This is a genomic window from Streptomyces sp. NPDC052020 (assembly GCF_040680575.1).
In the GTDB taxonomy this organism is placed as follows: domain Bacteria; phylum Actinomycetota; class Actinomycetes; order Streptomycetales; family Streptomycetaceae; genus Streptomyces.
Map to the genome: position 1 here is coordinate 130,837 of NZ_JBFAWY010000001.1, position 26,914 is coordinate 157,750.

Genomic DNA, 26,914 nt, shown 5'->3' on the forward strand with positions numbered 1-26,914 from the left:
CGCTCGTCACGACGCACCTTTCAGGAGAGGCTCGATGTCCCGGGCCGCGGCGGTTCCGTACGTCCCCTCGACCCGGGTCAGGAGGTCCGCGGGCAGCAGCTTGTACTCCTGCGTGCCGACCGACTCCAGCACCACGGTCGCCAGGGCGCAGCCCAGTTGTGCGGCACGCCGCACCGATGCCTCGCGGGCGAGCCCGGCCAGGAAGCCGGCGCGGAAGGCGTCGCCGACGCCCGTCGGGTCCGTGGCCGCCTCGGTGGGTACGGCGGGCACGCTCAGCTCGGTGCCCCGGGTCAGGAGGCGCACCCCGTCGGCACCGCGGGTGATGATCCACGTGCCGGCCCGCCGCAGGATCTCGGCGCGGCTCCAGCCTGTGCGCTCTTGCAGCAGGGCGGCTTCGTACTCGTTGGTGAACAGCCAGCGCGCGCCGTCGACCAGGTCCCGGGTCTGCCCGGTGTCGAGCCGCGCCAGCTGCTGGGACGGGTCGGCGGCGACGTCGACGCCGAGGCGGTGTGCCGCCGCGGTGTGCCGGAGCATGGCCCCGGGGTCATCGGCTCCGACCAGGACGAGGTCCACGGTGCCGGTGCCGCCGAGGGCGGCGCCCAGGTCGATGTGCCGGGCCTCCGTCATGGCGCCCGCGTAGAAGGTGGCGATCTGGTTCTGGTCCTGGTCGGTGGTGCACACGAAGCGCGCGGTGTGCAGCGTCTCGCTGACACGCACCGAAGAGGTGTCCACTCCCGCGGCGCGCAGCGACCGGTCGTACTCCGCGAAGTCGGCCGCTCCGGCCGACCCGACCAGGACGGGGCGCAGTCCGAGCCGGGCGAGGCCGTAGGCGATGTTGGCGCCGACGCCTCCGCGGCGCACTTCGAGTCGATCCGCGAGGAAGGACAGCGACAGACGGTCGAGTCGATCCGTGAGGAGCTGATCGGCGAAGCGTCCGGGAAAGACCATCAGATGGTCGGTCGCGATCGAACCGGTCACTGCTATGCGCACGGTGATACTCTCCTGTGCTCCGTCGGGGGAGGCGCCGGCGAGGGGCACCTGATCGGGCGGCGGAACCCCGCCGGTGCCCGATGGCACGGCGGGCTGCCGCCCGGGGGCTCGGAGCCGGCCCGCGGGCCGCCCCGGGCAGGACGGGATCCGGTGCTACGGCCGTGCCGCTGTCGCCGCCTCACGCAGCGCCGCGGCCCGGTCCGCGCGTTCCCAGGTGAAGTCGGGCAGCTCGCGGCCGAAGTGGCCGTAGGCGGCGGTCTGGGCGTAGATCGGGCGGAGCAGGTCGAGGTCGCGGATGATGGCGGCCGGACGGAGGTCGAAGACCTCGGTGACGGCCTTCTCGATGGCGGACTGGGGCACCGTGGCGGTGCCGAAGGTCTCCAGGAAGAGACTGACGGGAGCGGCCTTGCCGATGGCGTACGCCACCTGGACCTCGCAGCGGGAGGCCAGCCCGGCCGCCACGACGTTCTTGGCGACCCAGCGCATGGCGTAGGCGGCGGAGCGGTCGACCTTGGACGGGTCCTTGCCGGAGAAGGCGCCGCCGCCGTGGCGGGCCATGCCGCCGTAGGTATCGATGATGATCTTGCGGCCGGTCAGTCCGGCGTCGCCCATCGGACCGCCGATCTCGAAGCGGCCGGTGGGGTTCACCAGCAGCCGGTACCCGTCGGTCTCCAGCTGGATGCCGTCCTCGGCGAGCTGTTTGAGCTCGGCCTCGACCACGTGGTCGCGCACATCGGGCGTCAGCATCGCGTCGAGGCCGATGTCCGCGGCGTGCTGCGTGGAGACGACGACGGTGTCGAGGCGGACCGCCCGGCTGCCCAGGTACTCGACGGTCACCTGGGTCTTGCCGTCCGGGCGGAGGTAGGGGAGGGTGCCGTCCTTGCGGACCCGCGTCAGACGGCGGGCGAGCCGGTGCGCCAGCGCGATGGGCAGGGGCATGTGTTCCGGGGTCTCGTCGGTGGCGTAGCCGAACATCAGGCCCTGGTCGCCGGCGCCCTGCCGGTCCAGCGGGTCGGTGCCGTCCCCGGTGCGGATCTCGTGCGCCGCGTCGACGCCTTGGGCGATGTCCGGGGACTGGGAGCCGATCGAGACGGAGACGCCGCACGAGGCGCCGTCGAATCCCTTCTGCGACGCGTCGTAACCGATGTCGAGGATCTTGTCGCGGACAAGAGCGGCGATGGGCACATAGGCGCGGGTGGTCACCTCTCCCGCCACGTGGACCTGCCCGGTGGTGAGGAGGGTCTCCACCGCCACGCGGGCGGAGGGGTCCTGTTCGAGTATGGCGTCCAGGATGGTGTCGCTGATCTGATCGGCCATCTTGTCCGGGTGTCCCTCGGTGACCGACTCGGAGGTGAAGAGGCGTCGAGACATACGGGCTCCTGTTCTGGCGGGTCCTCAGGGGGAGAAGGACGGGAAGGGCGACGACCGGTCCGCCCGGCCGGCTGGTCAGTAGCGGTAGTGGTCCGGCTTGTACGGGCCCTCGACCGTGACGCCGATGTACCCGGCCTGCTCGGGACGGAGCGTGGTCAGCTTCACGCCGAGCGCGTCGAGGTGGAGGCGGGCGACCTTCTCGTCCAGGTGCTTGGGCAGCACGTAGACACCGGTCGGGTACGCGTCGGGCTTGGTGAACAGCTCGATCTGGGCCAGCGTCTGGTCCGCGAAGGAGTTGGACATCACGAACGAGGGGTGGCCGGTGGCGTTGCCCAGGTTCAGCAGACGGCCCTCGGACAGCACGATGATCTTCTTGCCGTCGGGGAAGGTCCAGGTGTGGACCCTTGATCTCGTCCTTGACGATGCCGGGGACCCTGGCCAGGCCGGCCATGTCGATCTCGTTGTCGAAGTGGCCGATGTTCCCGAAGTCCTGCCGGTTGTCGACAGTCGTCATCGCGGACTGCTCCTCGCGTCGGGTCGGGTCGGGGTGGGGCGGTGGGGGACCGGGAGCGCGCTCTAGAGAGACGCCGGGCGCAGTCGGCGGCAGGGGCACGAAGGCACGCCCGGCAGTGCCCCGAGGGCTTCGGCGAGAACGTCGCGCAGCCGTCGGAGGTTGGCGTGGAAGGTTTCCATGACCGCCTCCTGGGTCACGCCCGTGCCCGCCTCCACGCCCGCGTCGTGATCGGTGACCAGGCACAACGGGACGCAGCACAGCCCCAGTTCGCGGGCGAGTACGCCCTCCGGGTGGGCGGTCATGCCGATGACCGACCAGCCCTGGGCGGCATACCAGCGGGACTCGGCCCGGGTGGAGAAGCGGGGGCCTTCGACCACCACCTGCACGCCGCCGTCGACGGCGTCCCAGCCGCAGCGGCCGGCGGCCTTCAGCACCGCCGTGCGTCCTTCCTCGCAGTAGGGATCGGCGAAGGAGGCGTGCGCGACGTGCGGCCCGTCGAAGAAGGTCTGCGCGCGACCGCTGGTGCGGTCGACCAGCTGGTCGGGGACGACCAGGCTGCCGGGCGGGATGTCCGGGGTGAGGCTGCCGACCGCGCCGGTGGCCAGGATGCGGCTCACCCCGGCCTGCCTGAGCGCCCACAGATTGGCCCGGTAGTTGACGCGGTGCGGCGGGAACTCGTGGTGCCGGCCGTGACGCGGCAGGAAGGCCACGGTGCGGTCGCCGAGGGTGCCGACGGTCAGGGGCGCGCTCGGGGAGCCGTAAGGGGTGTCGACGGTGATGTCACGTCCGTTCTCCAGGAGGGTGTAGAGGCCGGATCCCCCGATGACGGCGACATCTGGTGCGGGCGTGGGCATGGTGTGTTCTCCGGGAGGGGAAAGGCCGGGGCGGGTGCCGGGAAGGGCGCTGCGGACGGCCCCGGCGCAGGGCGGGGCGGGGTCAGCCGCGTGGGCGCGCGGAGCCGGACCGGGCGAGACGCCCGACGGCCTGGGAGATGGTGCGGGGCGACTTGCAGAAGGCGAAGCGCACCAGGGACGCGTAGGGGGACGGGTCCTCCGCGAAGACCCGGGTGGGGATGGCCACGACGCCGCACTCGTGCGCGAGGCGGCGGCAGTACTCGGACGCATCGGCGTGTCCCGCGCGCGCCGCGTCGGCCTGGAGGAAGTAGCCGCCCTCGGCGGGGAGCACGGCGAGCCCCGCGGTCCGCAGGCCGGCGGACAGGGCGTCACGGTTGGCCGCGAGCGCGGACCGCTGCGCGGCCACCCAGGCGTCCTGGTGGGTCAGCCCCCACGCGACCGCGTCCTGGAGCGGGGCGGCGGAGGCGAAGGTGGTGTACTGCTTCACGGCCCGCACCGCGTCGACCAGATGGGCCGGACCGCAGGCCCAGCCCACTTTCCAGCCGGTGAGGTTCAGCGTCTTGCCCGCGGACGACACGCACAGCGTGCGGTCGGCCATGCCGTCCACGGCGGTGAGGGGAAGGTGGTACCGGTCGCCGTACACCAGGTACTCGTAGACCTCGTCCACCACCGCGACCAGGTCGTACTCCTGGCAGACGGCGGCGATGTCCGCCAGCTCGCCGCGGGTGAAGACCTTGCCGGTGGGGTTGTGCGGGGTGTTGAGCAGCAGGAGCCGTGTCGAACGCGTCACGGCGGCGCGCAGGGCGTCGGGGTCGTAGCGAAAACCGTCCCCGCCGGGCAGCAGGGGGACCCGCCGGCAGCCGGCTCCGGCCAGCCGCGCCGCGGCGGTGTACACGTCGTAGGCCGGGTCGAACACGATGATCTCGTCGCCCGGGTCGCACAGTCCGAGCACGGCCGCCGTGACGGCCTCGGTGGCACCGGTGGTCACGACGATGCCGGTGTCCTCGTCGCAGGGCACGCCGTAGCGTCGCAGCCGCTGCTGTGCCAGGGCACGGCGGAGCGCGGGGGTGCCGTTGAGCGGCGGGTACTGGTTGGCGCCGTTGAACAGGGCGCGGCGGGCCGCCTCCAGTACCGCCGGGGGCCCGTCGGCTTCGGGGGACCCCTGTCCGAGGTTGATGGCTCCGGTCCGTACGGCCAGCTCGGTCAGGTCGCTGAAGACCGTGGTGCCGAGGCCCGCGGCGCGGCGGGCGAGCGTGCGGGCCGGCGCGTGCGTCATGCCGGAACCCCTTGGGCGACCGCCAGCAGATCCCGGACCACCGGGTGTCCGTGCCCGGCCGGGTCCTCGCCCGGGACACCCGCGCGTTCCTCGGCGGTGCGCCGGACCAGCACGGTGCGCCACCCCGCCGCCCGGGCGGCGTCCAGCTCGCCGACGCTGTCGGAGGCGAAGGTGATGCCGTGGGCCGGTACCCCGAGGGCGCCGGTGATGACCCGGTAGGAGGCCGGGTCCTTCTTGGGCCCGGCGGTGGTCGTGTCGAAGTAGCCGGACAGCCGGTCGCGCAGGTCCCCGAACGGGGTGTGGCGGAACCACAAGCGCTGTGCCTGCACGGAGCCGGACGAGTAGATGTGGACCGGCGTGCGCTGCCGGTGCCAGGCGGCGAGCGCGGTCACCGTGTCCGGATAGACGTGTCCCGTCAGGTCGCCCCGCGCGTACCCCTCGGCCCAGATCATCCCCTGCAAGCGCTTCAGGGGCGGTGCCTTGCGGTCTTCGTCGGACCAGTGTTGCAGGAGGCGGACGGCCTCCTCCGGCGTGCCGCCGTCGGGCCGGACCTCCGCCAGCACGGCCCGCACCTCGGGATCGTCGCGGTGGGCGCGGACCCACGAGGCCAGCCGGGTGCGGGCGTAGGGAAAGAGAACGCCGCGCACATGCGCCTCGGAACTGGTGGTTCCCTCGATGTCGAGGACGACGGCTTCCCTCATGACGCCGCCAGGAGCTGGTCGAGTGTGGGGAAGCGGGAGGCCACGCTCCGCGGGAGGAACTCGCCGACCCAGCCGTCCTCCTTCTGGAAGAAGCGGACGGCGGTGAAGTCGGGGCGCGTCCCCATGTCGAACCAGTGGACGGTCCCCGCCGGTACGGAGAGGAGGTCGCCCCTCGTGCAGACCGTGGCGTAGACGTGGCGGTCCGCGTGCAGATAGAAGCACCCGGCTCCGTCGGCGAAGAACCGCACCTCGTCCTCGGTGTGGAAGTGTTCTTCCAGGAACTTGCGGCGTGCCGCGTCCGCCTTCTCCGGCCAGTCGGGGTCGTCCGGAGCGGGCTTCATCCTGGCGACGTCCACGATGCGGTAGTTCCCCGCCGCGCTGACCGCGTCGATCTGCCGCCGGTAAGCCGTCAGGACGGCCTCGTCGGGGGCGTCGGAGGGGAGGTCCTTCGTCTCCCAGCGCGCGAAGCGCACCCCGAGCGGCCGCAGGGCGGTTCGGACGCGTTCGGGGTCGTCGGTGCGCAGCCGCACCTGTTCCGGAGCGTCTTCGGGCATGATCTGAAGAAGGGTCATGATCGGTCACTCCTCGGCGAGGACGGCTCCGGGGCGGCGAGTCAGCAGGACGAGCCGGCAGAGCGCTTCGACGCACTCCAGCCGGTTGTTCGCCTGCTCCAGGTCGCCGCCCCACACGGTGACGCCGTGGCGGTCGATGAACAGGGCGGGGACGGTCTCCGTCGGCCGGCTCAGATGCGCGCCGACCTCCTCGGCGATCTCGCGGACGTCGGCGTGGTTCGCGAAGACGGGGACGCTCAGGACGGCGGGGTCGCTCACCCCGAGTCCCTTGGCCAGCTCCAGATCCCGGAACACCACGTGCCGCGCCGGCCCGGTCACGGTCGCGAGGGCGGTGGCGTAGGGAGCGTGGGAGTGGACGACCGCGCGGGCCTCGGGGCAGGCGCGGTAGACGGCGAGATGAATCGCGGTCTCGGCGGACGGCCATTCGCTCTCCCCGGTCAGGGGGGAGCCTCCGCGGGGATCCACGAGTACGGTGTCGGCCGGGCCGATGGTGCCCTTGCCGCGTCCGGTGGCGGTGACGAGTACGGCCTTTGCGGACCGCACGGAGACGTTTCCGGAGGTGCCGGGCATCCAGCCCTGGCCGTAGAGCCGCCGGCAGGTCCTGGCCAGGTCCGTGCGCATCATCTCGGTGTTCTCGGCGACGCTCACAGGTTTCATGACGGGGTTCCTTCGTCGTTCGCGGCGCAGGCCGTGACCCGGCGCAGCGCGTCCACCCGCAACGGCGCCAGGCGCTCGGCCCCCTTGAGCGAGGTGATCTCGGTGAGGACCGCGCACCCCGCGGCGGCGGCTCCGGCCGACTCGACCAGCGAGCGGGCCGCGGCCAGGGTGCCGCCCGTGGCCAGGACGTCGTCGACGATCAGGACGGTGTGGTCCGGGCCGAGGGCGTCGGCGGGGATCTCCAGCGTGTCGGCGGAGTATTCGCTGGCATAGGACGCCGACAGGGTCTTGCCGGGGGTCTTGCCCGGCTTGCGGGCCAGGACCAGCGCCACTCCCGTCTCGGCGGCCACGGCGGCGGCGAGCGGGAAGCCGCGGGCCTCGATCCCCAGCACCGCGTTGAACGCGGCCCCGGCCCGCCGGCTCACCGAGCGTGCCGCGGCTCGGAGCAGGCCGGGCGCGCGGTAGACACCCGCCAGGTCCTGGAAGCCGACGCCGGGCTCCGGGAAGTCCGGCACCAGACGGGTCGCGTCCCTCATCCGGCGCGCCAGCGCGTCGTCGCGGGCGCCGCCGCGGACGCCGTGCTCGGTGACCACCGCGTCGATGAGGTCGTACGGGGTGACGTCGAAGGCCGGGTTGAACACGGCGGTGTCCGGCGGCGCCGACCGCCGCCCGGCGAACGAGACCACCTCCTCGGCAGGCCGCTGCTCGATGCCGATCGCGGAACCGTCCGGCAGGCTCTCGTCCACGGTGGAGGTGGGCGCCACCACGAGGAAGGGAACGCGGTGCCGGGCCGCGGCCAGTGCCAGCGGATACGTTCCGACCTTGTTGGCCGTGTCACCGTTGGCGGCGATCCGGTCGGCGCCGACCAGGACGCAGTCGATCCGCCCCGATGCCAGGGCCGACGCGGCCGCCCCGTCGGGACACAGGCGTACCGGAATACCGTCCTGTTGCAGCTCCCAGACGGTCAGGCGGGCCCCTTGGAGCAGGGGGCGGGTCTCGGTGGCCAGCACCTCCTCCACCAGCCCCCTGGCGTGCAGATCGCGGACGGTGCCCAGGGCCGTGCCCCAGGCGGCGGTGGCGAGCCTGCCGGTGTTGCAGTGCGTCAGGATCCGCAGGGGGCGCCGGCCGATCCGGTCCAGCAGCCAGTCGGCGGCGTGCCGGGCGGCGGAGCGATTGGTCCGTTCGTCCTCCGCCAGCATGGCCAGCGCCGTGGCCAGGACCGCGTCCGGGCCGTCGCCGGCGGCGTCCAGGGCCCGGCGGACGCCGGCCGAGAGGTTGACGGCGGTCGGCCGGGTGCGGATGAGGCGCTCCGCGTCAGCGTGCACGGCCCGGACGTCGAGTACGCCGCGTGCGTGGTGCCGGGCGGCCGACAGGGCGACGCCGAGCGCGCCGGCGATGCCGAGGGCGGGCGCGCCCCTGACGGCGAGGGTGTTGATGGCGTCGACGAGTTCGTCCACGGTGCCGATGACCAGCTGCCGTTCGGCGTGCGGCAGCACCCGTTGGTCGAGCAGCCGGATATGGCCGTTGTGCCAGTCGATCGAGCGCGACACGTCCATGCTCCCAGGGCAGGGGGCCGGTTCCGGTGGTTGCGCGGCACCGGAACCGGCCCGGGCGAATCGGACTCAGAGCTTCTGCGTCAGCTGGAAGACGACGGAGCCGTCGGCGGTCGTGCGCTGGCTGAGCACCTTCAGCCGGCCCGACCCCTCCCGCAGATGCCGGTACTCCTGGAGCGCGAACTTCAGGCAGTAGTTGGTGACGAAGATGCTGTCGGCACCGGACTGCGACTCCCGGATGCGTTCCGCGGTGACGGCGGCCATCGTCGGGGCGCCGTCCGTACCGAGCGACACCGGCACCAGGTACACGCCGTACTCGGAGTCCGCGTGCGGCCTGCTGCGCTCAAGGGCGATCTTGGAGAAGCGCCGCATCAGGTCGTTCTGGTAGAAGTTGAAGATCGGGTGCCAGCCTCCGTCGGAGAGGATCTGCATCTCCGACAGGAACAGGTCACCGGGTTCCAGGATGCGCTCCAGCATCCGGTTGATGTCGGCGGGGTGCTCGTTGCCCTCCTCGAAGCCGAGCATGGTCACCAGGTTGCGCACGCCCGGAAGGCGGTACCGCGTCTCGCCCAGGTTCTCGAAGAGGGTCTGGTGGTAGGAGAACCGCTCGGCCGGGATGAGCGTGCCCAGCTCGCGCCGCATCGTCTCCCGCGAGGCGGGGTTGATGTCCACGCCGTTGTACTGCCGGATGTCCAGCCCGCGGCGCTGGAGATTGCCGATGATGTACTTGGTCTTCACCGGCTCCGGGCCCAGCTCGGTGTACTGCAGGGGAGCGGTGCCCAGTTCGGAGGCGATGTCGTCGAGGACCGCGTCCAGAGCGGAGACGAGGGGCCGCTCGCGCACCGAGGTGTTGCCGATCCGCCGGTCCGACAGGCCCCGTTCGTTCAGGGCCCACATCAGGCGGAAGACCTCTTCCAGAGCGGGGTCCGACTTGGCGGGGTCGGCGCGGTGGTGGTACTTGTCCACGTTCTGCGGGATACTGATGTTTTCCTCGGGCAACCGCAGGTACGTGGCCAGGCCGGAGCGGATCTGGTCCACGAGACCGGTGGCCCGCTGGACGGGCGCGTCGACGAGTTGCTGGGACATGTGGTCTCCTATGAACGCCGGGTGGATGGTTCGTCGCGTGAGAGGTGGCGGGCTGGCCGGCTCGGTATCCGGCCCCGCGGAGATGTCGGCTCTGCGGGGCCGCGCGGCCGGTGGGCTCACTGAAGGTCGGACCAGGTGATGGCGGGACTCGCGGCGCGCAGGCTGAAGTCCATGGCCGGGTTGCGCGTCGGCCACTTCAGGCGCAGCCAGTTCGGCACGGTGGCGGCGATGCCGTCGTCACCGGCGAGGTGCCAGAAGGTGTTGGAGTCCTGCTGGGCGAAGTAGGGGCAGAACAGCGACAGGACGAACGTGACGCGGCGGCCGGCGGTCACCGGGGTGACGGCGTGATACAGGTGGCTGCCGTGGATGAAGAGCGTGGCGCCGAGCTCGTCGCAGGGAGCCTCCATGATCCGCTCGTCGTCCTCGGTGACGCCCTCGAAGGCGTCGGTGCGGCCCTTGAAATACTTGAACCGGCCGCCCTCGTACTCGTCGGCCTCGTTGAGCTGGATGGTGAAGACGTAGTCCATCCCGTCGCGGTGCCACTTCGCGATCTCACGCCCGCCGGACCGGCTGCCCTCGAAGTAGTTGATCTGCACGGTGGGGGTGCGCAGCGGGTGGGGTATGAGCGGCACACCCACCATCCGTGAGCAGGCCAGCAGGAAGTCCCGGTCGCGGATCATGTTGTTGATGAAGGACGACATCAGATCCGCGCTGCGCACCCGGCGGGTGACGATGAACTGGCTGTTGCCCGCGTAGGCCTCGAGGTTGTCGCAGACCTCCTTCAGGCGGGCGACGCCCTCCGGGGTCAGCAGCTGGGTGGGGCCCACGATCGCGGTGTCGTCGATGACCCCGTGGCCCCGGTTGAGCTCACTCGTGTCGTAGCCGAGTTCCTGGAGCTTGACGGTCGGGGCCTGGATGTCGGACCGGACGAGATCGCCGCTCCAGCGGGGCTCCGCGGGGAGGTCGTTGTCGAACCTCGGCTTGCGCGCCCGGATGGCGTGGAAGACCTGGTCGAACCCCGTGGCTGTCCTGGGCAGTTCCAGAGCGCCCTTCTTCGTGTTGCCGGAAAGGTCGATCGCCATGCGTTCATCTCCTTCGGCAGGGGGTGACGGCCGATGACTATACTCACCGGTGTGGTTACACGCTAGGAAGCGGTCGGCTCGGGTGTCAACAGCCCTTCGGTGAAAGGTTTTCCGGGCCTTTCAGGCACGCCGACGCACGTGCACCGGACCGGTGCACGTGCGGGTCGATCGAGGTCAGGCGGAAGGTCCGCACCGGCTGTCGGAGCCGGCCGCCAGCACGGCCCGGGAGGCGTCCGGGTCCTGTGCCGGGTCCGGTGACCCCTCCTCGGGGCCGGGCCCGCCGGTCCCGTGTCGGGAGTGCACGAGGGCGACACCCGCCACGCAGACGGCGATCCCCACCGCGCTGAGCAGGCTGACGGCGTCACCGAACATGAAGAAGCCCCAGATCAGAGTGGCCGGCGCGGTGAGGTAGATCAGCGAGCTCACATAGGTCACCCCGCGTCGCTGGAGGATGTACCAGTACAGGCCGTATCCGGCGAGCGTGGACAGGGCGATCAGCCAGAGGATCGCGAGCCACGCCTGCCCCTCCGTGGGCATCGCCGCCTGCCCCGTGGCGACGCCCACCACGCTGAAGAAGACCGCGCTGGCGCCGCACTGCACGGCCAGCGAGTCCATGAGCGGCGTCTCGAGCCGGGCCTTGCGCTCGACCAGGGTCGCCACGGTGAGCGCCACCATGCCGACGAAGGGCACGAAGTAGGCCCAGGGCGGCGCCCCCGGCCGCAGACCCACGTCTCCCGCGATCACGACCGTCGCGCCCGCGAGGCCGATCCCGAGGCCCAGCCACTGCCGCCGCGAGGTCCGCTCGCCCAGGACCAGGCCCGCCAGGGCGCTGGCGCAGATCGGCTGCAACGCGTCGATCAGCGAGACGATACCGCTCGTGACCCCGAGGTCGACGGCGCCGAACATGCTGTAGAGGTAGATGCTCTGGGAGAACAGGCCGATCACGGCCTGGATCATGACGGCGCGCAGCGTCAGGCGCCGGCGCCTGATCACGAACTGCACGGCCACGAGCACGGCGGCTACGGCGATGAAGCGCCACATCAGGATGGTCACGGCGCTGGAGACGGCCGTGCCGAGCCCCGCCCCGATAAAACCGGAACTCCACATCACGACGAACAAGGCGGCGATGAGACCGTTGCGCGGAGCAGTGGGCAGCCTGGGGGCCATGCACGCCCTCCCGTCGTGTATACATACCGGTATACCTAAAGACGTAACCATACCGTTCGGTGTACCGTCAAGGGCATGAAGGACGATGCGGTTCTGCCGAGCGGGGGCAGAAGGCGGCGCAACGCCCAGAACATGACACCCGCTGCTGTCAAGATCCTCGAAGCCGCCTCCCGCCTCTTCTATGAAGAGGGGATCAGGGCGATCGGTGTCGAGGTCATCGCCGAAGAGGCCGGGGTCACCAAGAAGACGCTCTACGACCGCTTCGGCTCCAAGGACGAGCTGATCGTCGCGTATCTGCGGGCGCGGGACGGGCTCTGGCGGACCACGCTGACCCAGCACGTCAACGACCACGGCGGCCCCGCGGAGGAGAAGCTCCTCGCCACCTTCGACGCACTGCGCGACTGGCTGCGGGAACGCAATCCACGAGGCTGCGCCTTCATCAACGCCTCCGTGGAACTGCCCGAGGACCACCCCGGCCAGGAAGTGGCCTTCCAGCAGAAGGCATGGCTTCTGGCGTACCTGGAGCAACTGGCCGCGGAGGCGGGAGCCTCGGACCCCGCCGAGCTGGCCGGCCGGCTCCTCATCCTTCACGAGGGTGCCTGCATCGCCAACTCCATGCGTTCGGTCGGCGACGCGGCCCACCGCGCCCGGCAGATGGCCGCCGTTCTGATCGAACAGGCCATCAGGCCGTCCTGACGGCGGCCGCGCGCTCCACTCCTGGACCGCCCCGGGACAGCGGCGGCCGCCGGTTCGGGACGGGAAACCCGACGGCGGGTCCGGACTCCCGGCGCGGCGACGCACCAGGCCTCGCCGGCCCGGAGCGGTGGGTCGCGGACAGGTGCGAGGTCACGGACGTGCCGGAGGCGGCCGACGCGGTGGACCGGGGCGCCGTACGGGCCGTCCCGACCGGTACGCACCGGCTCGGCCGCCCGCGGTCCGCGCGCGCCCGGCCGCCGCGGCGAACCCGGCGGAGGCCGGCTCGCTGCCCGGCCGCAGGCGTCCGTCCGTCCGCACCAGCCGTAGCTGGGCGCCGCCGGGCCCGGTCCCGGCACGCAGGAGGCGTGACCGGCCCCCCGGCGGCTCCTCACACAGCCCCTCGCCCGTCCCGTGAACGGCCGGAAAACGCCCGACACGCCCGCGCAACGGGGCGGCAACGTCCCCCCGCCACCATCGGCACATGACGGCGCACCTCATGAACCGCACCGGCCACCGGACCAGCGGAACCGGCGACCGGATCGGCACCCGGACCGGCCTCACCGCCCCCGGCGGCCGGCCCCGCCCCGACCGGCCCGCCCTGGTCCTCGTCGCACACGGCAGCCGCGACCCGCGCGCCCTGAGCACCGTCCGCACCCTCCTGGACCGGGTCCGCGAGCTGCGCCCCGCCCTGCCGGTGCGCCTGGGCCACATCGAGCTGAACGAGCCCCTGCTGCCCGCCACCCTCGCCGCCCTCGGCGACACGGACGCCGTCCTCGTGCCGCTGCTGCTCAGCCGGGGCTACCACGTCAAGCGGGACATCCCCGAGACGGCCGCCGCCGCACCGGCCCGCACCCGCGTGGCCGCCCCGCTCGGTCCGCACCCCCTGCTCGCGGAGGCCCTGTACGACCGCCTCACCGAGGCCGGCTGGCGCACCCCCGAGGACCCCGCGGCCCGGCGCGCGAGCGCCGTGGTGCTCGCCGCCGCCGGTTCCCGCGACCCCGACGCGAGGACCGACGCCGGACGCACCGCCGCGCTGCTCGCCGAACGCCTCGGCGTCCCCGTCGTCCCCGCCTACGCCTCCGCCGCCGCCCCCACCGTCCCGGCCGCCGTCCGGGCCCTGGCCGCCCGGGGCCGCCACCGCGTCGCCGTCGCCTCCTACTTCACCGCCCCCGGCCGCTTCGCCGCCGAATGCGCCGAGGCGGCCCCCTGGATCGCCGCCGCCCCCCTCGCCGCCCACCCGGCCCTGCCCCGCCTGATCCTCCACCGCTACGACGAGGCGTTGACGGCGGCGGCCGCCACCACGGCACCGGCCGCCCTGGCGCCGGCCTGACCACGGCCGGTGCGGGAAAACCCCGCCCGGGGGCCCGTGCCGCGCCGCCGCCGGACCGGGGGCGGCTCCCCATCGCGGGGAGCCGGCCGGGGGACGAGCCCGCACCCGCGCGAGAACACCACCCGGCGCACGGGCAGGCGCACGCCGGCCCCCGGATGTCACCACCGCCCCGTACTGTCGGGACCATGGAAGGCATCGCACCCCCCACCGCCTACGACCCGGCGGCGGTCGCCCGCTGGGCCCCCGAGCCCGACAAGCGCCCCGGCCGTACCGCCTTCCAGCGCGACCGCGCGCGCGTGCTGCACTCCGCGGCCCTGCGCCGCCTGGCCGGCAAGACACAGGTGGTCACCCCCGGCACCATGGGCCCCGCCTGGGACGCCAGCCCCCGCACCCGCCTCACCCACTCCCTCGAATGCGCCCAGGTCGGCCGGGAGCTCGGCGCCGCCCTCGGCTGCGACCCGGACCTCGTGGAGGCGGCCTGCCTCTCCCACGACCTCGGCCACCCGCCCTTCGGCCACAACGGCGAAGAGGCGCTGAACGAGTTCGCGCACGACTGCGGCGGCTTCGAGGGCAACGCCCAGTCCCTGCGCCTGCTCACCCGCATCGAACCCAAGCGGTTCGTCGCCGCCCCCGGCAGCCGCGACCTCGTCAGCGTCGGCCTGAACCTCACCCGCGCCACCCTCGACGCCGCCGCCAAGTACCCCTGGCCCCGCGGCGCCCACCCCACCGACCCGGCCTCGCCCAAGTTCGGCGTCTACGACGACGACCGGCCCGTCTTCGACTGGGTCCGCGAGGGCGCCCCCGCCGGCCGCGCCTGCTTCGAGGCCCAGGTCATGGACTGGGCCGACGACGTGGCCTACTCGGTGCACGACGTCGAGGACGGCCTGCACGCCGGCCACATCGACCCGGGCTGCCTGCTCGCCGACCCCGAGCGCCAGGCGGTCTTCGAGGTCGCCATCGGGCGGTACGTCCCGGCCGGCACCGACCCCGGGGAACTCGCCGAGGCCCTCGACCGGCTCCTGGACCAGGAGTGGTGGCCGCACGGCTACGACGGCTCGGCCGTCGCCCAGGCCCGCCTGAAGGACGCCACCAGCCAGCTCATCGGCCGCTTCTGCCTCGCCGCCGAAGGGGCCACGCGCAAGGCGTACGGCGGCGGCCGGCTCACGCGGTACGGCGCCGAACTCGTCGTACCGCGGCCGACCCGCATGGAGTGCGCGGTCCTCAAAGCGGTCGCCGACCGGTACGTGATGCAGCGCGACGAGCAGACCCGGCTCCGCGCCGACCAGCGGATCGTCGTCGCCGAACTGGCCGAGGCGCTCACCGCCCGCGCCCCCGACGGGCTGGACCCCCAGTTCCGCGCCCTGTTCGCCGGGGCCGGCGACGACCGCGCCCGCAAGCGGGTGATCGTCGACCAGATCGCCTCCCTCACCGACGCCTCCGCCCGCTCGCTTCACGCCCGTCTGACGGGGCACCCATGACACCGACGGGACCCGGGTGACCCGGACCCCGGCGTGACCGAGCGTGGCCTGATCGGGCCACACCCCCTTCCCGCATCACGCTCCGTGCGGGACGCTCGCATGTGGCGGGACCCTGACGAGGAGGCAGACACGTGGTGGACGCGGATCAGACATTCGTCATCGTCGGAGGCGGACTGGCCGGCGCCAAGGCGGCCGAGACGCTCCGCGCGGAGGGCTTCACCGGGCGGGTGATACTGATCTGCGACGAACGCGACCACCCCTACGAGCGGCCCCCGCTGTCCAAGGGCTACCTGCTCGGCAAGGAGGAACGCGACGGCGTCTTCGTCCACGAGCCCGCCTGGTACGCGCGCCACGACATCGAGCTCCACCTCGGGCAGACCGTCGCCGCCATCGACCGGGCCGCCCGCACCGTCCGCTTCGGCGAGGACGGCACGGTCGTCCGCTACGACAAGCTGCTGCTGGCGACCGGCGCCGAACCCCGCCGCCTGGACGTCCCCGGCACCCACCTGGCGGGCGTCCACCATCTGCGCCGGCTCGCCCACGCCGAACGCCTCCGGGGCGTTCTCGCCGCCCTCGGCCGGGACAACGGCCACCTGGTGATCGCGGGCGCCGGCTGGATCGGCCTGGAGGTCGCCGCCGCGGCCCGCGAGTACGGCGCCGAGGTCACCGTCATCGAGCCCGAGCCGACCCCGCTGCACGGCGTGCTCGGCCCCGAGCTCGGCGAGCTCTTCACCGAGCTGCACCGCGAGCACGGCGTCCGCTTCCACTTCGGCGTCCGGCTCACCGAGATCACCGGCCAGGACGGCGCGGTCCTCGCCGCCCGCACCGACGACGGCGAGGAGCACCCCGCGCACAGCGTGCTCGTCGCGATCGGCGCCGCCCCGCGCACCGCCCTCGCCGAGGCGGCCGGCCTGGAGCTGGCCGGCCGCGCCCACGGCGGCGGCATCGCCGTGGACGAACGGCTGCGCACCTCCGACCCCGACATCCACGCCGCCGGCGACGTCGCCTCCTTCCCGCACGCCCTCTTCGGCGCCCGCCTGCGCGTCGAGCACTGGGCCAACGCGCTGAACGGCGGCCCGGCGGCGGCCCGCGCCATGCTCGGCCGGGACGTCGTCTACGACCGCGTGCCCTACTTCTTCTCCGACCAGTACGACCTGGGCATGGAGTACTCGGGCTGGGCGCCCCCGGGCGCCTACGACGAGGTCGTGATCCGGGGCGACGCCGGCCGGCGCGAGTTCATCGCGTTCTGGGTGAGGCAGGGGCGGGTGCTGGCCGGCATGAACGTGAACGTGTGGGACGTCACAGACACCGTCCAGCGGCTGATCCGCTCGCGGGCCCGGGTGGACACGGAGGCACTGGCGGACCCGCACGTCCCCCTCGGCAGCCTGGCCCCGTGACCACCGGGAGCCGTCCCGAGCCGTCAGGAGTGTCGTACCGCCCCCGTAGAATTCACGCGTGGCAGGACGGATCAACGACGAGGACGTGAAGGCGGTACGGGACGCGGTCCCGATCGACGCCGTCGTGTCCGAGTACCTCCAGCTGCGCAACGCGGGCGGCGGCAACCTCAAGGGCCTGTGCCCCTTCCACGACGAGAAGTCGCCGTCCTTCCAGGTCAGCCCCGCCAAGGGGCTGTTCCACTGCTTCGGCTGCCAGGAGGGCGGCGACACCATCACGTTCGTGATGAAGATCGACCACCTCTCCTTCTCTGAGGCGGTCGAGCGCCTCGCCGCCCAGGCCGGCATCACCCTGCGCTACGAGGAGGGCGGCTACAACCCCGCCCACCAGCGCGGCGAGCGCATCCGCCTGGTCGAGGCCCACAAGATCGCCGCCGAGTGGTACGCGGAGCAGCTCGCCACCTCCCCGGAGGCCGAGACCGGCCGGATCTTCCTCGCCGAGCGCGGCTTCGACCAGGCCGCCGCCGTCCACTTCGGCGTCGGCTACAGCCCGCAGGGCTGGGACCACCTCACCCGCTACCTGCGCGGCAAGGGCTTCAGCGACAAGGAGCTGATCCTCTCCGGCCTCTCCCAGGAGGGCCGGCGCGGCCCCATCGACCGGTTCCGTGGCCGCCTGATGTGGCCGATCCGCGACATCGGCGGTGAGGTCGTCGGCTTCGGCGCCCGCAAGCTGTACGAGGCGGACACCGGCCCGAAGTACCTCAACACCCCCGAGACGGCGATCTACAAGAAGTCCCAGGTCCTCTACGGCATCGACCTGGCCAAGAAGGAGATCGCCAAGAGTTCCCGCGCGGTGGTCGTCGAGGGGTACACCGACGTCATGGCCTGCCACCTCGCCGGGGTGCGCACCGCCATCGCCACCTGCGGCACCGCCTTCGGCGGCGACCACATCAAGATCCTGCGCCGCCTGCTGATGGACAACGGCTCGGCCCGGGTCATCTTCACCTTCGACGGCGACGCGGCCGGCCAGAAGGCGGCCCTGCGCGCCTTCGAGGACGACCAGAAGTTCGCCGCCGAGACCTACATCGCCATCGCCCCCGACGGCATGGACCCCTGCGACCTGCGCCTGGCCAAGGGCGACGAGGCCGTCGCCGACCTGGTCCGGCCGCGCACGCCCCTGTTCGAGTTCGCGCTGCGCCAGATCGTCGGCCGCTACGACCTCGACACCCCGGCGGGCCGGGCCGCCGCCCTGGACGAGGCCGCCCCCGTCGTCGCCCGCATCAAGAACAGCGGCGCCCAGCACGAGGTCGCCGTCCAGCTCGCGGGCATGCTCGGCATCCTGGACACGCAGTTCGTCGTCAAGCGGGTGGCGCAGCTCGCCCGCTGGGCCCGCGACCGCGGCGGCAAGGGACCCGCGCCCGCACCCGCCCCCCGGCAGTACGCCGCCGCCCCCGACCGGCCGGCCCCGCGCGGCCCGGCGCTCAACCTGCGCAACCCCGTCTACGCCACCGAGCGCGAGCTGCTGAAGCTCGCCCTCCAGCGCCCGGAACTGGTCTCCCCGGCCTTCGACGCGTACGGCGCCGACGAGTTCACCGCCCCGCCCTACGCGGCCGTACGCCAGGCCATCCTGGACGCCGGCGGCGCGGAACCGGGCGTCCAGGACCCGCAGGGCTATCTGGTCCGCGTCCGCGAGGCCGCCCCCGACGACACGGTCCGCGCGATGGTCACCGAGCTGGCCGTCGAGGCGATCATGCTGCGCAAGGAGGTCGACGAGACCTACGCCGGCGCCCAGCTGGTCACCGTCCGCCGCCGGGCCGTGGAGCGCCGCATCCGCGACATCCAGAGCCAGCTCACCCGCCTGGGCACCCACGGCGACCCGGCCCAGCTGGCCGCCGTGCAGAACGAGCTGTGGATCCTCCAGCAGTACGACCAGGCCCTGCGGGAGCACGGCGCGGCGGCTCTCTGAGGGGGCGGGGCCGGGGACGCGCCCCGGGGCCCACACCGTGCCGGGGTTCTCGCCGTGCCGGGGCGGAGCCGCCCGTGGCGCGGCCCTCTCGCCGTGCCGGGGCCGGGCCGAGCGCGGCGGTCCGGATAACCGCGGCGTCACGGACCGGACGCAAAAAGTCACCGCACGCCCCTCGTGGCGGCGATGTGTCGTACCCCACACTGGGGTTCCGGTGCCTGAGTCCTCGGAGCGCGGCCGGCCCGTCCCCCGCGGGTCCCCCACCCCGCCGTCCCCCTCGGCGCGTGCGGGCCGGAGGGCGGCGAGGCCGCCGACTCCGCCCCCGAAGTACCGCTGCCGTACCCCCCAGCAGCGATCATCCTGGAGGTCGCCCGCGTGCAGACCCAGACCCTCACCCCCCAGACGCACGAGACCGGTACCGACGGCGTGGAAGCGGACGCCGACGGCGACGTCCTCCTCGCGGTCCCGGCGCGGAGCCGTGCGGCGCACCACCCGCCGACGCGGCCGGAGGCGGCGTCCGGGACGATCGACGGGGCCGGGATCCCCGAGCCGGACGAGCCCTTGGCGCCCCTGGCGCCTGTGGTGTCCGTGGAGCCCATGGCGCCCGTCGAGTCCGTGGAACTCGTGGAGCCGGTGGAGGCCGTGGAGCCGGTGGAGGCCGTGGAGGCCGTGGAGGGGCCGCCCGCCCGCCCCGAGCCCGGGGGGCCGTCGTCGGACCTGTTCCGCCAGTACCTGCGGGAGATCGGCCGGATCCCCCTGCTCACCGCGGCCGAGGAGGTCGAGCTGGCCCGCCGCGTGGAGGCCGGCCTGTTCGCCGAGGAGAAGCTGAGCACCACCCCCGACCTCGACAGCCGCCTCGCCGGGGACCTCGACCGGCTCGTCGTCCTGGGGCGGATGGCCAAACGGCAGCTCATCGAGGCCAACCTGCGGCTCGTCGTGTCCGTCGCCAAGCGGTACGTCGGCCGCGGCCTGACCATGCTCGACCTCGTGCAGGAGGGCAATCTGGGCCTGATCAGGGCCGTCGAGAAGTTCGACTACGCCCGTGGCTACAAGTTCTCCACCTACGCCACCTGGTGGATCCGCCAGGCCATGTCCCGCGCGCTGGCCGACCAGGCCCGCACCATCCGCGTCCCCGTCCACGTCGTGGAACTCATCAACCGCGTCGTCCGCGTCCAGCGCCGCATGCTCCAGGAGCGCGGCTGCGAACCGACCCCGGCGGAGGTCGCCGCCCACCTGGACCTGCCGCCCGAACGCGTCCGCGAGGTCCTCCGCCTCGCCCAGGAACCCGTCTCCCTGCACGCCCCCGTCGGCGAGGAGGACGATGTCGCCCTCGGCGATCTGATCGAGGACGGCGACGCCGCCAGCCCCGCCGAGTCCGCCGCGTTCCTGCTGCTGCGCGAGCACCTGGAGGCGGTCCTGTCCACCCTCGGCGAACGCGAACGCAAGGTTGTGCAACTGCGCTACGGCCTCGTCGACGGCCGCCCGCGCACGCTGGAGGAGATAGGCCGTCTCTTCGGCGTGACCCGGGAGCGCATCCGGCAGATCGAGTCCAAGACCCTCGGCAAGCTCCGCGACCACGCCTACGCGGACCAGCTCCGGGGCTACCTGGACTAGTGCCCCGGCAGGCAACGTTCGCCCCGCCGCGACGCCCGGCACGCTCCCCCGGGCTCTTCGAGCAGGGGGGACCCCCACCCGCCGCACCGGGCACAAGCCCAAGTACGTCCAGTACGAGGACTTGCACCCGGCACCCCCCAGCCTTCGGCCGGGGGACCCCCAGAGCACGCACCGGACGCCGCTCCTCGACGGGCGAACGTTGCCTGCCGAGGCACTAGCTAGGCGGGCCGTCCCGGGACGCCGCTGCCTCGGGCGGACGGCACCGGAGCGGGGGGTGCCGCCCCGGTGACGGCACCGCCCCTCCCGCCCCGGGTCAGTCCACCTCGGCGACCGCCTGCGCGAACTGGGCCTGGTACAGCCGCGCGTACGCCCCGCCGCTCGCCAGCAGGTCGAGGTGCGTGCCCTGCTCGACGATCGACCCGTTCTCCATCACCAGGATCGTGTCGGCGTCCCGGATGGTCGACAGCCGGTGCGCGATGACGAACGACGTCCGCCCGGCCGCCAGCTTCGCCATCGCCTTCTGGATCAGCACCTCGGTACGGGTGTCGACGGAGCTGGTCGCCTCGTCCAGCACCAGGATCACCGGGTCGGACAGGAACGCCCGCGCGATGGTGATGAGCTGCTTCTCACCGGCGCTGACCCCGCTGCCCTCGTCGTCGATCACGGTGTCGTAGCCGTCGGGCAGCGTCCGGATGAACCGGTCGGCGTGGGCGGCCCGTGCCGCCTCCTCGATCTCCCCGCGCGTGACCTCCCGCGCGGCGCCGTAGGCGATGTTCTCCGCGATGGTGCCGCCGAACAGCCAGGTGTCCTGGAGCACCATGCCGATCCCGGCGCGCAGCTCGTCGCGGGACATCCTCGCGATGTCGACACCGTCGAGGGTGATCCGCCCGCCGGAGACCTCGTAGAACCGCATCAGCAGGTTGACCAGGGTGGTCTTGCCCGCGCCCGTCGGCCCGACGATGGCGACCGTGTGCCCCGGCTCCACCTTCAGCGACAGGTCCTCGATCAGCGGCTTGTCCGGGTCGTAGCGGAACGACACCCGCTCCAGCTCCACCCGGCCGAGCAGCTCGGCCGGCTTCTCGGCCGGCACCGGGTCCGGCCCCTGCTCCTCCGCGTCCAGCAGCTCGAAGATCCGCTCGGCCGACGCGACACCCGACTGCACCAGATTCGCCATCGACGCCACCTGCGTCAGCGGCATCGAGAACTGCCGCGAGTACTGGATGAACGCCTGGACGTCACCGATGGACAGCGAGCCGGAGGCGACCCGCAACCCGCCGACCACCGCGACCAGGACGTAGTTCAGGTTGGAGACGAACATCATCAGCGGCTGCATGATCCCGCTGTTGAACTGCGCCTTGAACCCCGCCTCGTACAGCGCCTCGTTCTGCTCCGCGAACTGCCGGGCCGACTCCTCCTGCCGCCCGAACACCTTGACCAGCGTGTGCCCGGTGTACATCTCCTCGATGTGCGCGTTCAGCGTGCCGGTGGTACGCCACTGCCGCACGAACTGCGGCTGCGACCGCTTGCCCACGCGGGTGGCGACGACGAACGACAGCGGCACGGTCACCAGCGAGACCAGCGCCAGGATCCAGGAGACGTAGAACATCATCGCGAGCACGCCGATGATGGTCAGCAGCGAGTTGATGAGCTGGCCCAGCGACTGCTGGAGCGTCTGCCCGATGTTGTCGATGTCGTTGGTGGCCCGGGACAGCACCTCGCCCCGCTGCCGCTTGTCGAAGTACGACAGCGGCAGCCGGGACAGCTTGGTCTGCACGTCCTCGCGCAGCCGGTACACGGTCCGGTTCACCGCCCGGTTCACCAGCCGCGTCGCCACCGCCATCAGCAGACCGGCGGCGAGGAAGGTGCCCAGCGCGAGCAGCAGGACGTTGCCCACGGCCGGGAAGTCGATGCCCTCGCCCGGGGTGAAGTCCGTGCCGCGGAGCATGTCCGCGACACCCCCGTCGCCGTGCTCCCGCATGTCCTGGAGGACCTGCTCCTTGGTGGCCCCGGACGGCATGTCCCGCCCGACGATGCCCGCGAAGACCAGGTCGGTGGCCCGGCCGAGGATCTTCGGCCCGACCACGCTGAGGCCGACGCTGACGACCAGGCACAGCAGCAGGGCCCAGAGCGTCACCCGCTCCGGCTTGAACTGGGCGAGGAGCCGTTTGCCCGACCCCTTGAAGTCCATCGTGCGCTGGTCGGGGCCGCCCCCGGCCATCATCCGCGCCGCAGGCCCGGCCATCAGGCAGCCTCCGCTTCCGTCAGCTGGGAGAGCACGATCTCCCGGTAGGTGTCGTTGCCGGCCATCAGATCCTCGTGCCGGCCCGTCCCGACGACCCGGCCCTCGTCGAGGACGATGATCCGGTCGGCGTCCCGGATGGTCGCCACCCGCTGGGCGACGATCACCACGGTCGCCTCGGCGGTCTCGCGGTCCAGCGCCGCGCGCAGGGCCGCGTCGGTGGCGTAGTCGAGCGCCGAGAAGGAGTCGTCGAAGAGGTAGATCTCCGGCCGCTGCACCAGGGTGCGGGCGATGGCGAGCCGCTGCCGCTGACCGCCCGAGACGTTGGTCCCGCCCTGCGCGATCGGTGCGTCCAGCCGGCCCTCCAGCCGCTCCACGAACTCCTTGGCCTGCGCCACCTCCAGCGCGTGCCACAGCTCCTCGTCGGTCGCGTCCGGATTGCCGTACCGCAGATTGGTCGCGACCGTCCCCGCGAACAGGTACGGCTTCTGGGGCACGAGTCCGACCGTGCGGGCCAGCAGTCCGGGCTCGACGGTCCGCACGTCCACGCCGTCGACGAGCACCTCGCCCTCGGTCGCGTCGAACAGCCGGGGCACCAGCCCGAGCAGCGTGGACTTGCCGCTGCCGGTCGAGCCGATGACGGCGGTCGTCTCACCGGGCCGCGCCACGAGCCGGACGTCCCGCAGCACCGGCTCCTCGGCCCCCGGGTAACGGAAGCCCGCACCCCGGATCTCCAGATGGCCGCGCTGCCGCAGCCGCGTGACCGGTGCCGCCGGCGGCACCACGCTCGACGAGGTGTCCAGGACCTCCTGGATGCGCTCGGCGCACACCTCGGCGCGCGGCACCATCATGAACATGAACGTGGCCATCATCACGGACATGACGATCTGCATCAGATAGGCCAGGAACGCCGTCAGATCACCGATGTCCATGCCGCCGCTGTCGATCCGGTGGGCGCCGAACCACACCACCGCGATCGACGACACGTTCACCACCGTCATCACCACGGGGAACATCAGCGCCAGCAGATTGCCCGACCCCAGCGCCACCTCGGTCAGGTCGGCGTTGGCCTTCCCGAAGCGCCGCTGCTCGTACTCGTCGCGGACGAAGGCGCGGATGACCCGGTTGCCGGTGATCTGCTCGCGCAGCACCCGGTTCACCGTGTCCAGGCGCTCCTGCATGGCCCGGAACAGCGGGCGCAGCCGCCGCACGATCAGCGTCACGCAGATGCCCAGCACCGGCACGACCGCGACCAGCACCCCCGACAGCGGCACATCGAGGCCGAGCGCCATCACGATGCCGCCCACGCACATGATCGGCGCCGACACCATCAGCGTGAACGTCATCAGGGCCAGCATCTGGACCTGCTGGACGTCGTTGGTGGTCCGGGTGATCAGCGAGGGCGCGCCGAAGTGACCGACCTCACGGGCGGAGAAGGACTGCACCCGGTCGAAGACGGCGGCCCGCACGTCCCGGCCCAGCGCCGACGCCGTGCGCGCGCCGTAGTAGACCGCGCCGATGTTGCAGACGACCTGCACCAGCGAGATGCCGATCATCAAGGCGCCGTAGGCCAGGATGTAACCGGTGTCACCCCGTACGACCCCGTGGTCGATGATGTCCGCGTTCAGGGTCGGCAGGTACAGCGTGGCGCAGGTCTGGAGGAGTTGCAGCGCCACCAGTAAAGCGATGGGTTTCTTGTAGGGCCTGAGACAGGTCCGCAGAAGTCGTATGAGCACGCTCGGTCTCTCGGAGTCGGCGGGAGGGGCGGTTGGTTGCCCGTGGCCCCCATCGTCGAACACTCCACCCGCGTTACCTCAACCGATTAACCCGACAGGCCGTCTCATCCGGCCCCTGCGGACGGTCCCCTATGCCCGGAACGCCCCCGGATGGGTCTGTTCGCGCACCGACACGTACTGCTGCCGCACCGCCTGACCCGCCGCCAGGTCCTCGCCCGGCTCCAGCACCTGCGCGACCGCGCCCTGCCAGGCCGGCGGGGTCCGCGGGTCGAGTGTGCCCCGCGTCACACCGAGCGCCCAGGCCGCCTGCCGGGCGGCGCCGATCGCGGCGTAGTCCGCGGGCTGCGGCACGACGACCTGCGTGCCGAACAGCGAGGGGGCCGCCGCCTGCACGGCGGGCAGTTCCGCGGCCGGCCCCAGCAGGAAGATCCGCCGCACCTCCACGCCCCGGCCGCGCAGCACGTCGAGGGCGTCGGCGAGCCCGCACAGCATGCCCTCGAAGGCGGCCCGCGCCAGATGCTCCGGCTTCATCGACTCCCGCCTCAGCCCGGCCAGCGTCCCCGCGGTGTGGGGGAGGGCCGGGGTCCGCTCGCCCTCCAGATAGGGCAGCAGCACCAGCCCGTGCGCCCCCGGCGTCGACTTCATCGCCAGCTCGGACAGGCTCTCCAGGTCCGGCACCCCGAGCAGTTCGGCGGTCCCGCGCAGGGCCCGTACGGCGTTCAGGGTGGTGACGACCGGCAGGTGCAGGCCGGTCGCGTCCGCGAGCGCGGTGATCATGCCGGAGTGGTCGACGAGCGGCTCGGAGTGCACGGCCATCACCGAACCCGACGCCCCGAGGGACACCACGGCGTCCCCGAGCCCGATCCCGAGCCCGAGGGCGGCGGCCATCGTCTCCCCGGTCCCGGCGGAGATCAGCAGCCCCTCCGGCGTCGTACCGGCCGCGTCGGAAGGGCCGGTCACCTCCGGCAGCACCGCCTGGTGCCCGAGCGCCAGCTCCACCAGATCGGGCCGGTACCCGCCGGTCGCCGCCGACCAGTACCCGGTCCCGGACGCCCCGCCCCGGTCCGTGGTCCTCCTGGCCGGCCGCCCGAGCAGCTGCCACACCAGCCAGTCATGGGCCTGGAGCAGGACGGCGGTGCGCGCGGCGGCCTCCGGCTCGGTCCGCGCCAGCCAGCGCAGCTTGGTCACCGGATGCGCGGCCTGCGGCACACAGCCCACGGCCTGCGCCCACGCCTCGCGCCCGCCGAGCGCGTCGACCAGATCGGCCGCCGCCACCTGCGCGCGCTTGTCGCCGCCGGTCATCGCCGGCCGCACGGTGTTGCCCTGCGCGTCCAGCGGCACGACGGCGTTCGCCTGCGCCGAGACCCCGATGGCCTGCACACCCTCCAGCAGCCCGCCGGCCGCGGCCTCGCCGAGGGACAGCAGCCACGCCTGCGGATCGATGTCGGAGGGGCGGCCCCCGCCCTCGGGGCTCTCCACCGGATGCGGGGCGTATCCCTGCCGGAGTACGGCCCCCGTGTCCGTGTCACAGACGACGATACGAGTGAAATCGGGCGAACTGTCCAACCCGGCGACTATCCCCATGGCGAAAATTCTGCCGCACCGCGAGGGGTGGCCGTGCCGGATGGGCGGGGCCCGGCCGTCCCTAGGTGTTGCTGGTGCCCCAGTCGTCCGCGCGGCCGTTGCCGCCGCGCTCCCGCAGGGTCCGCACCCGCTGGGCGACGGAGTCGGGCATGCGGTCGCCGACCTTGTCGCTCACCACGTGGTACGCCTTGTCCGCGAACTGGCGGCCCTGCTGGGCGGCCGACTCGGCGGTGTTGCGTACGGCGGGGTTCTGGGAGACCCGCCGGGCGGACTTCTTCAGCTGCTCGTAGCGCTCGCGTCCGGCCCTTGTGCCCAGCACGTAACCCACAGCGAGTCCGACGACGAACGTGAGCCGGTAACGCATGACGGCCACCCTTCCTTGCCCTGGTCCCTGCATCGGTCTTCGGTGCGGCGATCGGCGCCGGGGAGCACCGATTGGCGGAGCACCCCCCAGCTTGCGCTAATGTATGTGTCGCAGCGAGCGCCCGCCCCCTGGCGAATACCCAGGCAGGTGCGTTCGATGCAACGAGGCATTCCTCCGTAGCTCAATTGGCAGAGCAGCCGGCTGTTAACCGGCAGGTTACTGGTTCGAGTCCAGTCGGGGGAGCTCGGTCCTCCGTAGCTCAATTGGCAGAGCAGCCGGCTGTTAACCGGCAGGTTACTGGTTCGAGTCCAGTCGGGGGAGCATGGTGAACGAGGGCCCTTCGGGGTCCTTTTTCATGTCCGGACCCGCGCCCGGACCCGTGTCCGGAGCGTGTCCCGCCGCGTGCCCCGGGAACCGCGCGGCTCCCGGGACAGTCCTCAAGGTCACGGACCCCGGGTGAAGCCGACCATCCGAAGCAGGAGATCGTATGAGCGGCTATGCTGCGGCAGACGGCGCGCACACATGTACGCGACACGCCGCTATGGGGCGGTAGCTCAGCCGGTTAGAGCAGCGGACTCATAATCCGTCGGCCGTGGGTTCGAGTCCCACCCGCCCCACCACCGGCAGGTCAGTGCAGAAACGATGTGACCTGCGGAAACGCAAGAACGGTGGTCGCCACGCCGAGGCGGCGGC

General features: G+C 72.5%; 20 protein-coding genes, 3 tRNA genes and 2 pseudogenes. 9 read left to right on the forward strand and 16 right to left on the reverse strand.

Going from position 1 to position 26,914, the window contains the following annotated elements; all coding sequences use genetic code 11:
• Positions 1-6 precede the first annotated feature (6 nt).
• The 12 genes and pseudogenes from AB0L74_RS00585 to AB0L74_RS00640 all read right to left on the reverse strand — a co-directional run bounded on the left by AB0L74_RS00585 (position 7) and on the right by AB0L74_RS00640 (position 11,823).
• Positions 7-990: a carbohydrate kinase family protein gene (locus AB0L74_RS00585; protein ID WP_365643808.1), complete on the reverse strand. Its 984-nt coding sequence runs from the start codon at positions 988-990 to the stop codon at positions 7-9.
• 153 nt (positions 991-1,143) lie between these two features.
• Positions 1,144-2,361 (reverse strand): methionine adenosyltransferase, encoded by a 1,218-nt coding sequence (gene metK / locus AB0L74_RS00590; protein WP_365643811.1) that lies wholly within the window; start codon positions 2,359-2,361, stop codon positions 1,144-1,146.
• A 75-nt stretch (positions 2,362-2,436) separates the two neighbouring features.
• Positions 2,437-2,845: pseudogene (locus AB0L74_RS00595) on the reverse strand (adenosylhomocysteinase); the annotation flags it as partial.
• Between the two features lie 92 nt (positions 2,846-2,937).
• On the reverse strand, positions 2,938-3,729 hold the full coding sequence (locus tag AB0L74_RS00600; RefSeq protein WP_365643813.1) for an S-methyl-5'-thioadenosine phosphorylase: 792 nt from the start codon (positions 3,727-3,729) through the stop codon (positions 2,938-2,940).
• A gap of 82 nt (positions 3,730-3,811) precedes the next feature.
• Complete coding sequence (locus tag AB0L74_RS00605; RefSeq protein WP_365643817.1) at positions 3,812-5,005, reverse strand: aminotransferase class I/II-fold pyridoxal phosphate-dependent enzyme; 1,194 nt, start codon at positions 5,003-5,005, stop codon at positions 3,812-3,814.
• Complete coding sequence (mtnC, locus tag AB0L74_RS00610; protein ID WP_365643820.1) at positions 5,002-5,706, reverse strand: acireductone synthase; 705 nt, start codon at positions 5,704-5,706, stop codon at positions 5,002-5,004. The genes AB0L74_RS00605 and mtnC overlap by 4 nt, the downstream gene beginning before the upstream one ends.
• Complete coding sequence (locus AB0L74_RS00615; RefSeq protein ID WP_365643823.1) at positions 5,703-6,278, reverse strand: cupin; 576 nt, start codon at positions 6,276-6,278, stop codon at positions 5,703-5,705. The genes mtnC and AB0L74_RS00615 overlap by 4 nt, the downstream gene beginning before the upstream one ends.
• Before the next feature lie 6 nt (positions 6,279-6,284).
• Positions 6,285-6,935 carry a methylthioribulose 1-phosphate dehydratase gene (gene mtnB, locus AB0L74_RS00620; protein WP_365643825.1) on the reverse strand — a complete coding sequence of 217 codons (651 nt, stop codon included), beginning with the start codon at positions 6,933-6,935 and terminating at the stop codon, positions 6,285-6,287.
• On the reverse strand, positions 6,932-8,491 hold the full coding sequence (gene mtnA / locus AB0L74_RS00625) for an S-methyl-5-thioribose-1-phosphate isomerase (RefSeq protein ID WP_365643828.1): 1,560 nt from the start codon (positions 8,489-8,491) through the stop codon (positions 6,932-6,934). The genes mtnB and mtnA overlap by 4 nt, the downstream gene beginning before the upstream one ends.
• A gap of 66 nt (positions 8,492-8,557) precedes the next feature.
• Positions 8,558-9,574 carry a hypothetical protein gene (locus tag AB0L74_RS00630; RefSeq protein ID WP_365643831.1) on the reverse strand — a complete coding sequence of 339 codons (1,017 nt, stop codon included), beginning with the start codon at positions 9,572-9,574 and terminating at the stop codon, positions 8,558-8,560.
• Between the two features lie 116 nt (positions 9,575-9,690).
• Complete coding sequence (locus AB0L74_RS00635; protein ID WP_365643832.1) at positions 9,691-10,656, reverse strand: hypothetical protein; 966 nt, start codon at positions 10,654-10,656, stop codon at positions 9,691-9,693.
• Positions 10,657-10,830: 174 nt separating this feature from the next.
• The gene (locus tag AB0L74_RS00640) at positions 10,831-11,823 is read right to left on the reverse strand and encodes a DMT family transporter (protein WP_365643835.1); all 993 of its coding nucleotides are present in this window, start codon (positions 11,821-11,823) and stop codon (positions 10,831-10,833) included.
• Positions 11,824-11,898: 75 nt separating this feature from the next.
• On the opposite strand from AB0L74_RS00640, the gene AB0L74_RS00645 reads away from it, so the two are divergent.
• The 6 genes and pseudogenes from AB0L74_RS00645 to AB0L74_RS00670 all read left to right on the forward strand — a co-directional run bounded on the left by AB0L74_RS00645 (position 11,899) and on the right by AB0L74_RS00670 (position 20,298).
• Complete coding sequence (locus tag AB0L74_RS00645) at positions 11,899-12,519, forward strand: TetR/AcrR family transcriptional regulator (protein WP_365643838.1); 621 nt, start codon at positions 11,899-11,901, stop codon at positions 12,517-12,519.
• Positions 12,520-13,000: 481 nt separating this feature from the next.
• Entirely contained in the window at positions 13,001-13,849 is an 849-nt protein-coding gene (locus AB0L74_RS00650) for a sirohydrochlorin chelatase (protein WP_365643841.1), read from the forward strand.
• 185 nt (positions 13,850-14,034) lie between these two features.
• A complete protein-coding gene (locus tag AB0L74_RS00655) occupies positions 14,035-15,327 on the forward strand; it encodes a deoxyguanosinetriphosphate triphosphohydrolase (protein WP_365643844.1) in 1,293 nt (430 codons plus the stop codon).
• A 131-nt stretch (positions 15,328-15,458) separates the two neighbouring features.
• Complete coding sequence (locus AB0L74_RS00660; RefSeq protein ID WP_365643847.1) at positions 15,459-16,724, forward strand: FAD-dependent oxidoreductase; 1,266 nt, start codon at positions 15,459-15,461, stop codon at positions 16,722-16,724.
• A gap of 58 nt (positions 16,725-16,782) precedes the next feature.
• Positions 16,783-18,687, forward strand: a complete 1,905-nt coding sequence (dnaG, locus tag AB0L74_RS00665; protein WP_365643850.1) for a DNA primase — start codon at positions 16,783-16,785, stop codon at positions 18,685-18,687.
• Between the two features lie 211 nt (positions 18,688-18,898).
• Positions 18,899-20,298, forward strand: a pseudogene (locus AB0L74_RS00670) (sigma-70 family RNA polymerase sigma factor).
• A gap of 313 nt (positions 20,299-20,611) precedes the next feature.
• On the opposite strand, the gene AB0L74_RS00675 reads toward AB0L74_RS00670, so the two are convergent.
• The 4 genes from AB0L74_RS00675 to AB0L74_RS00690 form a co-directional block, all read right to left on the reverse strand.
• The gene (locus AB0L74_RS00675) at positions 20,612-22,540 is read right to left on the reverse strand and encodes an ABC transporter ATP-binding protein (protein ID WP_365643853.1); all 1,929 of its coding nucleotides are present in this window, start codon (positions 22,538-22,540) and stop codon (positions 20,612-20,614) included.
• Positions 22,540-24,273 carry an ABC transporter ATP-binding protein gene (locus AB0L74_RS00680; protein ID WP_365643856.1) on the reverse strand — a complete coding sequence of 578 codons (1,734 nt, stop codon included), beginning with the start codon at positions 24,271-24,273 and terminating at the stop codon, positions 22,540-22,542. Before AB0L74_RS00680 ends, AB0L74_RS00675 begins: the two co-directional genes overlap by 1 nt.
• A 129-nt stretch (positions 24,274-24,402) precedes the next feature.
• On the reverse strand, positions 24,403-25,857 hold the full coding sequence (locus AB0L74_RS00685) for an FGGY family carbohydrate kinase (protein WP_365643859.1): 1,455 nt from the start codon (positions 25,855-25,857) through the stop codon (positions 24,403-24,405).
• A 61-nt stretch (positions 25,858-25,918) separates the two neighbouring features.
• On the reverse strand, positions 25,919-26,221 hold the full coding sequence (locus AB0L74_RS00690) for a YtxH domain-containing protein (RefSeq protein WP_365643862.1): 303 nt from the start codon (positions 26,219-26,221) through the stop codon (positions 25,919-25,921).
• 170 nt (positions 26,222-26,391) lie between these two features.
• Between AB0L74_RS00690 and AB0L74_RS00695 the strand changes: the two genes are divergently transcribed.
• The 3 genes from AB0L74_RS00695 to AB0L74_RS00705 all read left to right on the forward strand — a co-directional run bounded on the left by AB0L74_RS00695 (position 26,392) and on the right by AB0L74_RS00705 (position 26,841).
• Positions 26,392-26,464: transfer RNA gene (locus tag AB0L74_RS00695), tRNA-Asn, on the forward strand.
• Positions 26,465-26,469: 5 nt separating this feature from the next.
• Positions 26,470-26,542: transfer RNA gene (locus AB0L74_RS00700), tRNA-Asn, on the forward strand.
• A 222-nt stretch (positions 26,543-26,764) separates the two neighbouring features.
• A tRNA-Ile gene (locus AB0L74_RS00705) sits at positions 26,765-26,841 on the forward strand.
• Positions 26,842-26,914 lie beyond the last annotated feature (73 nt).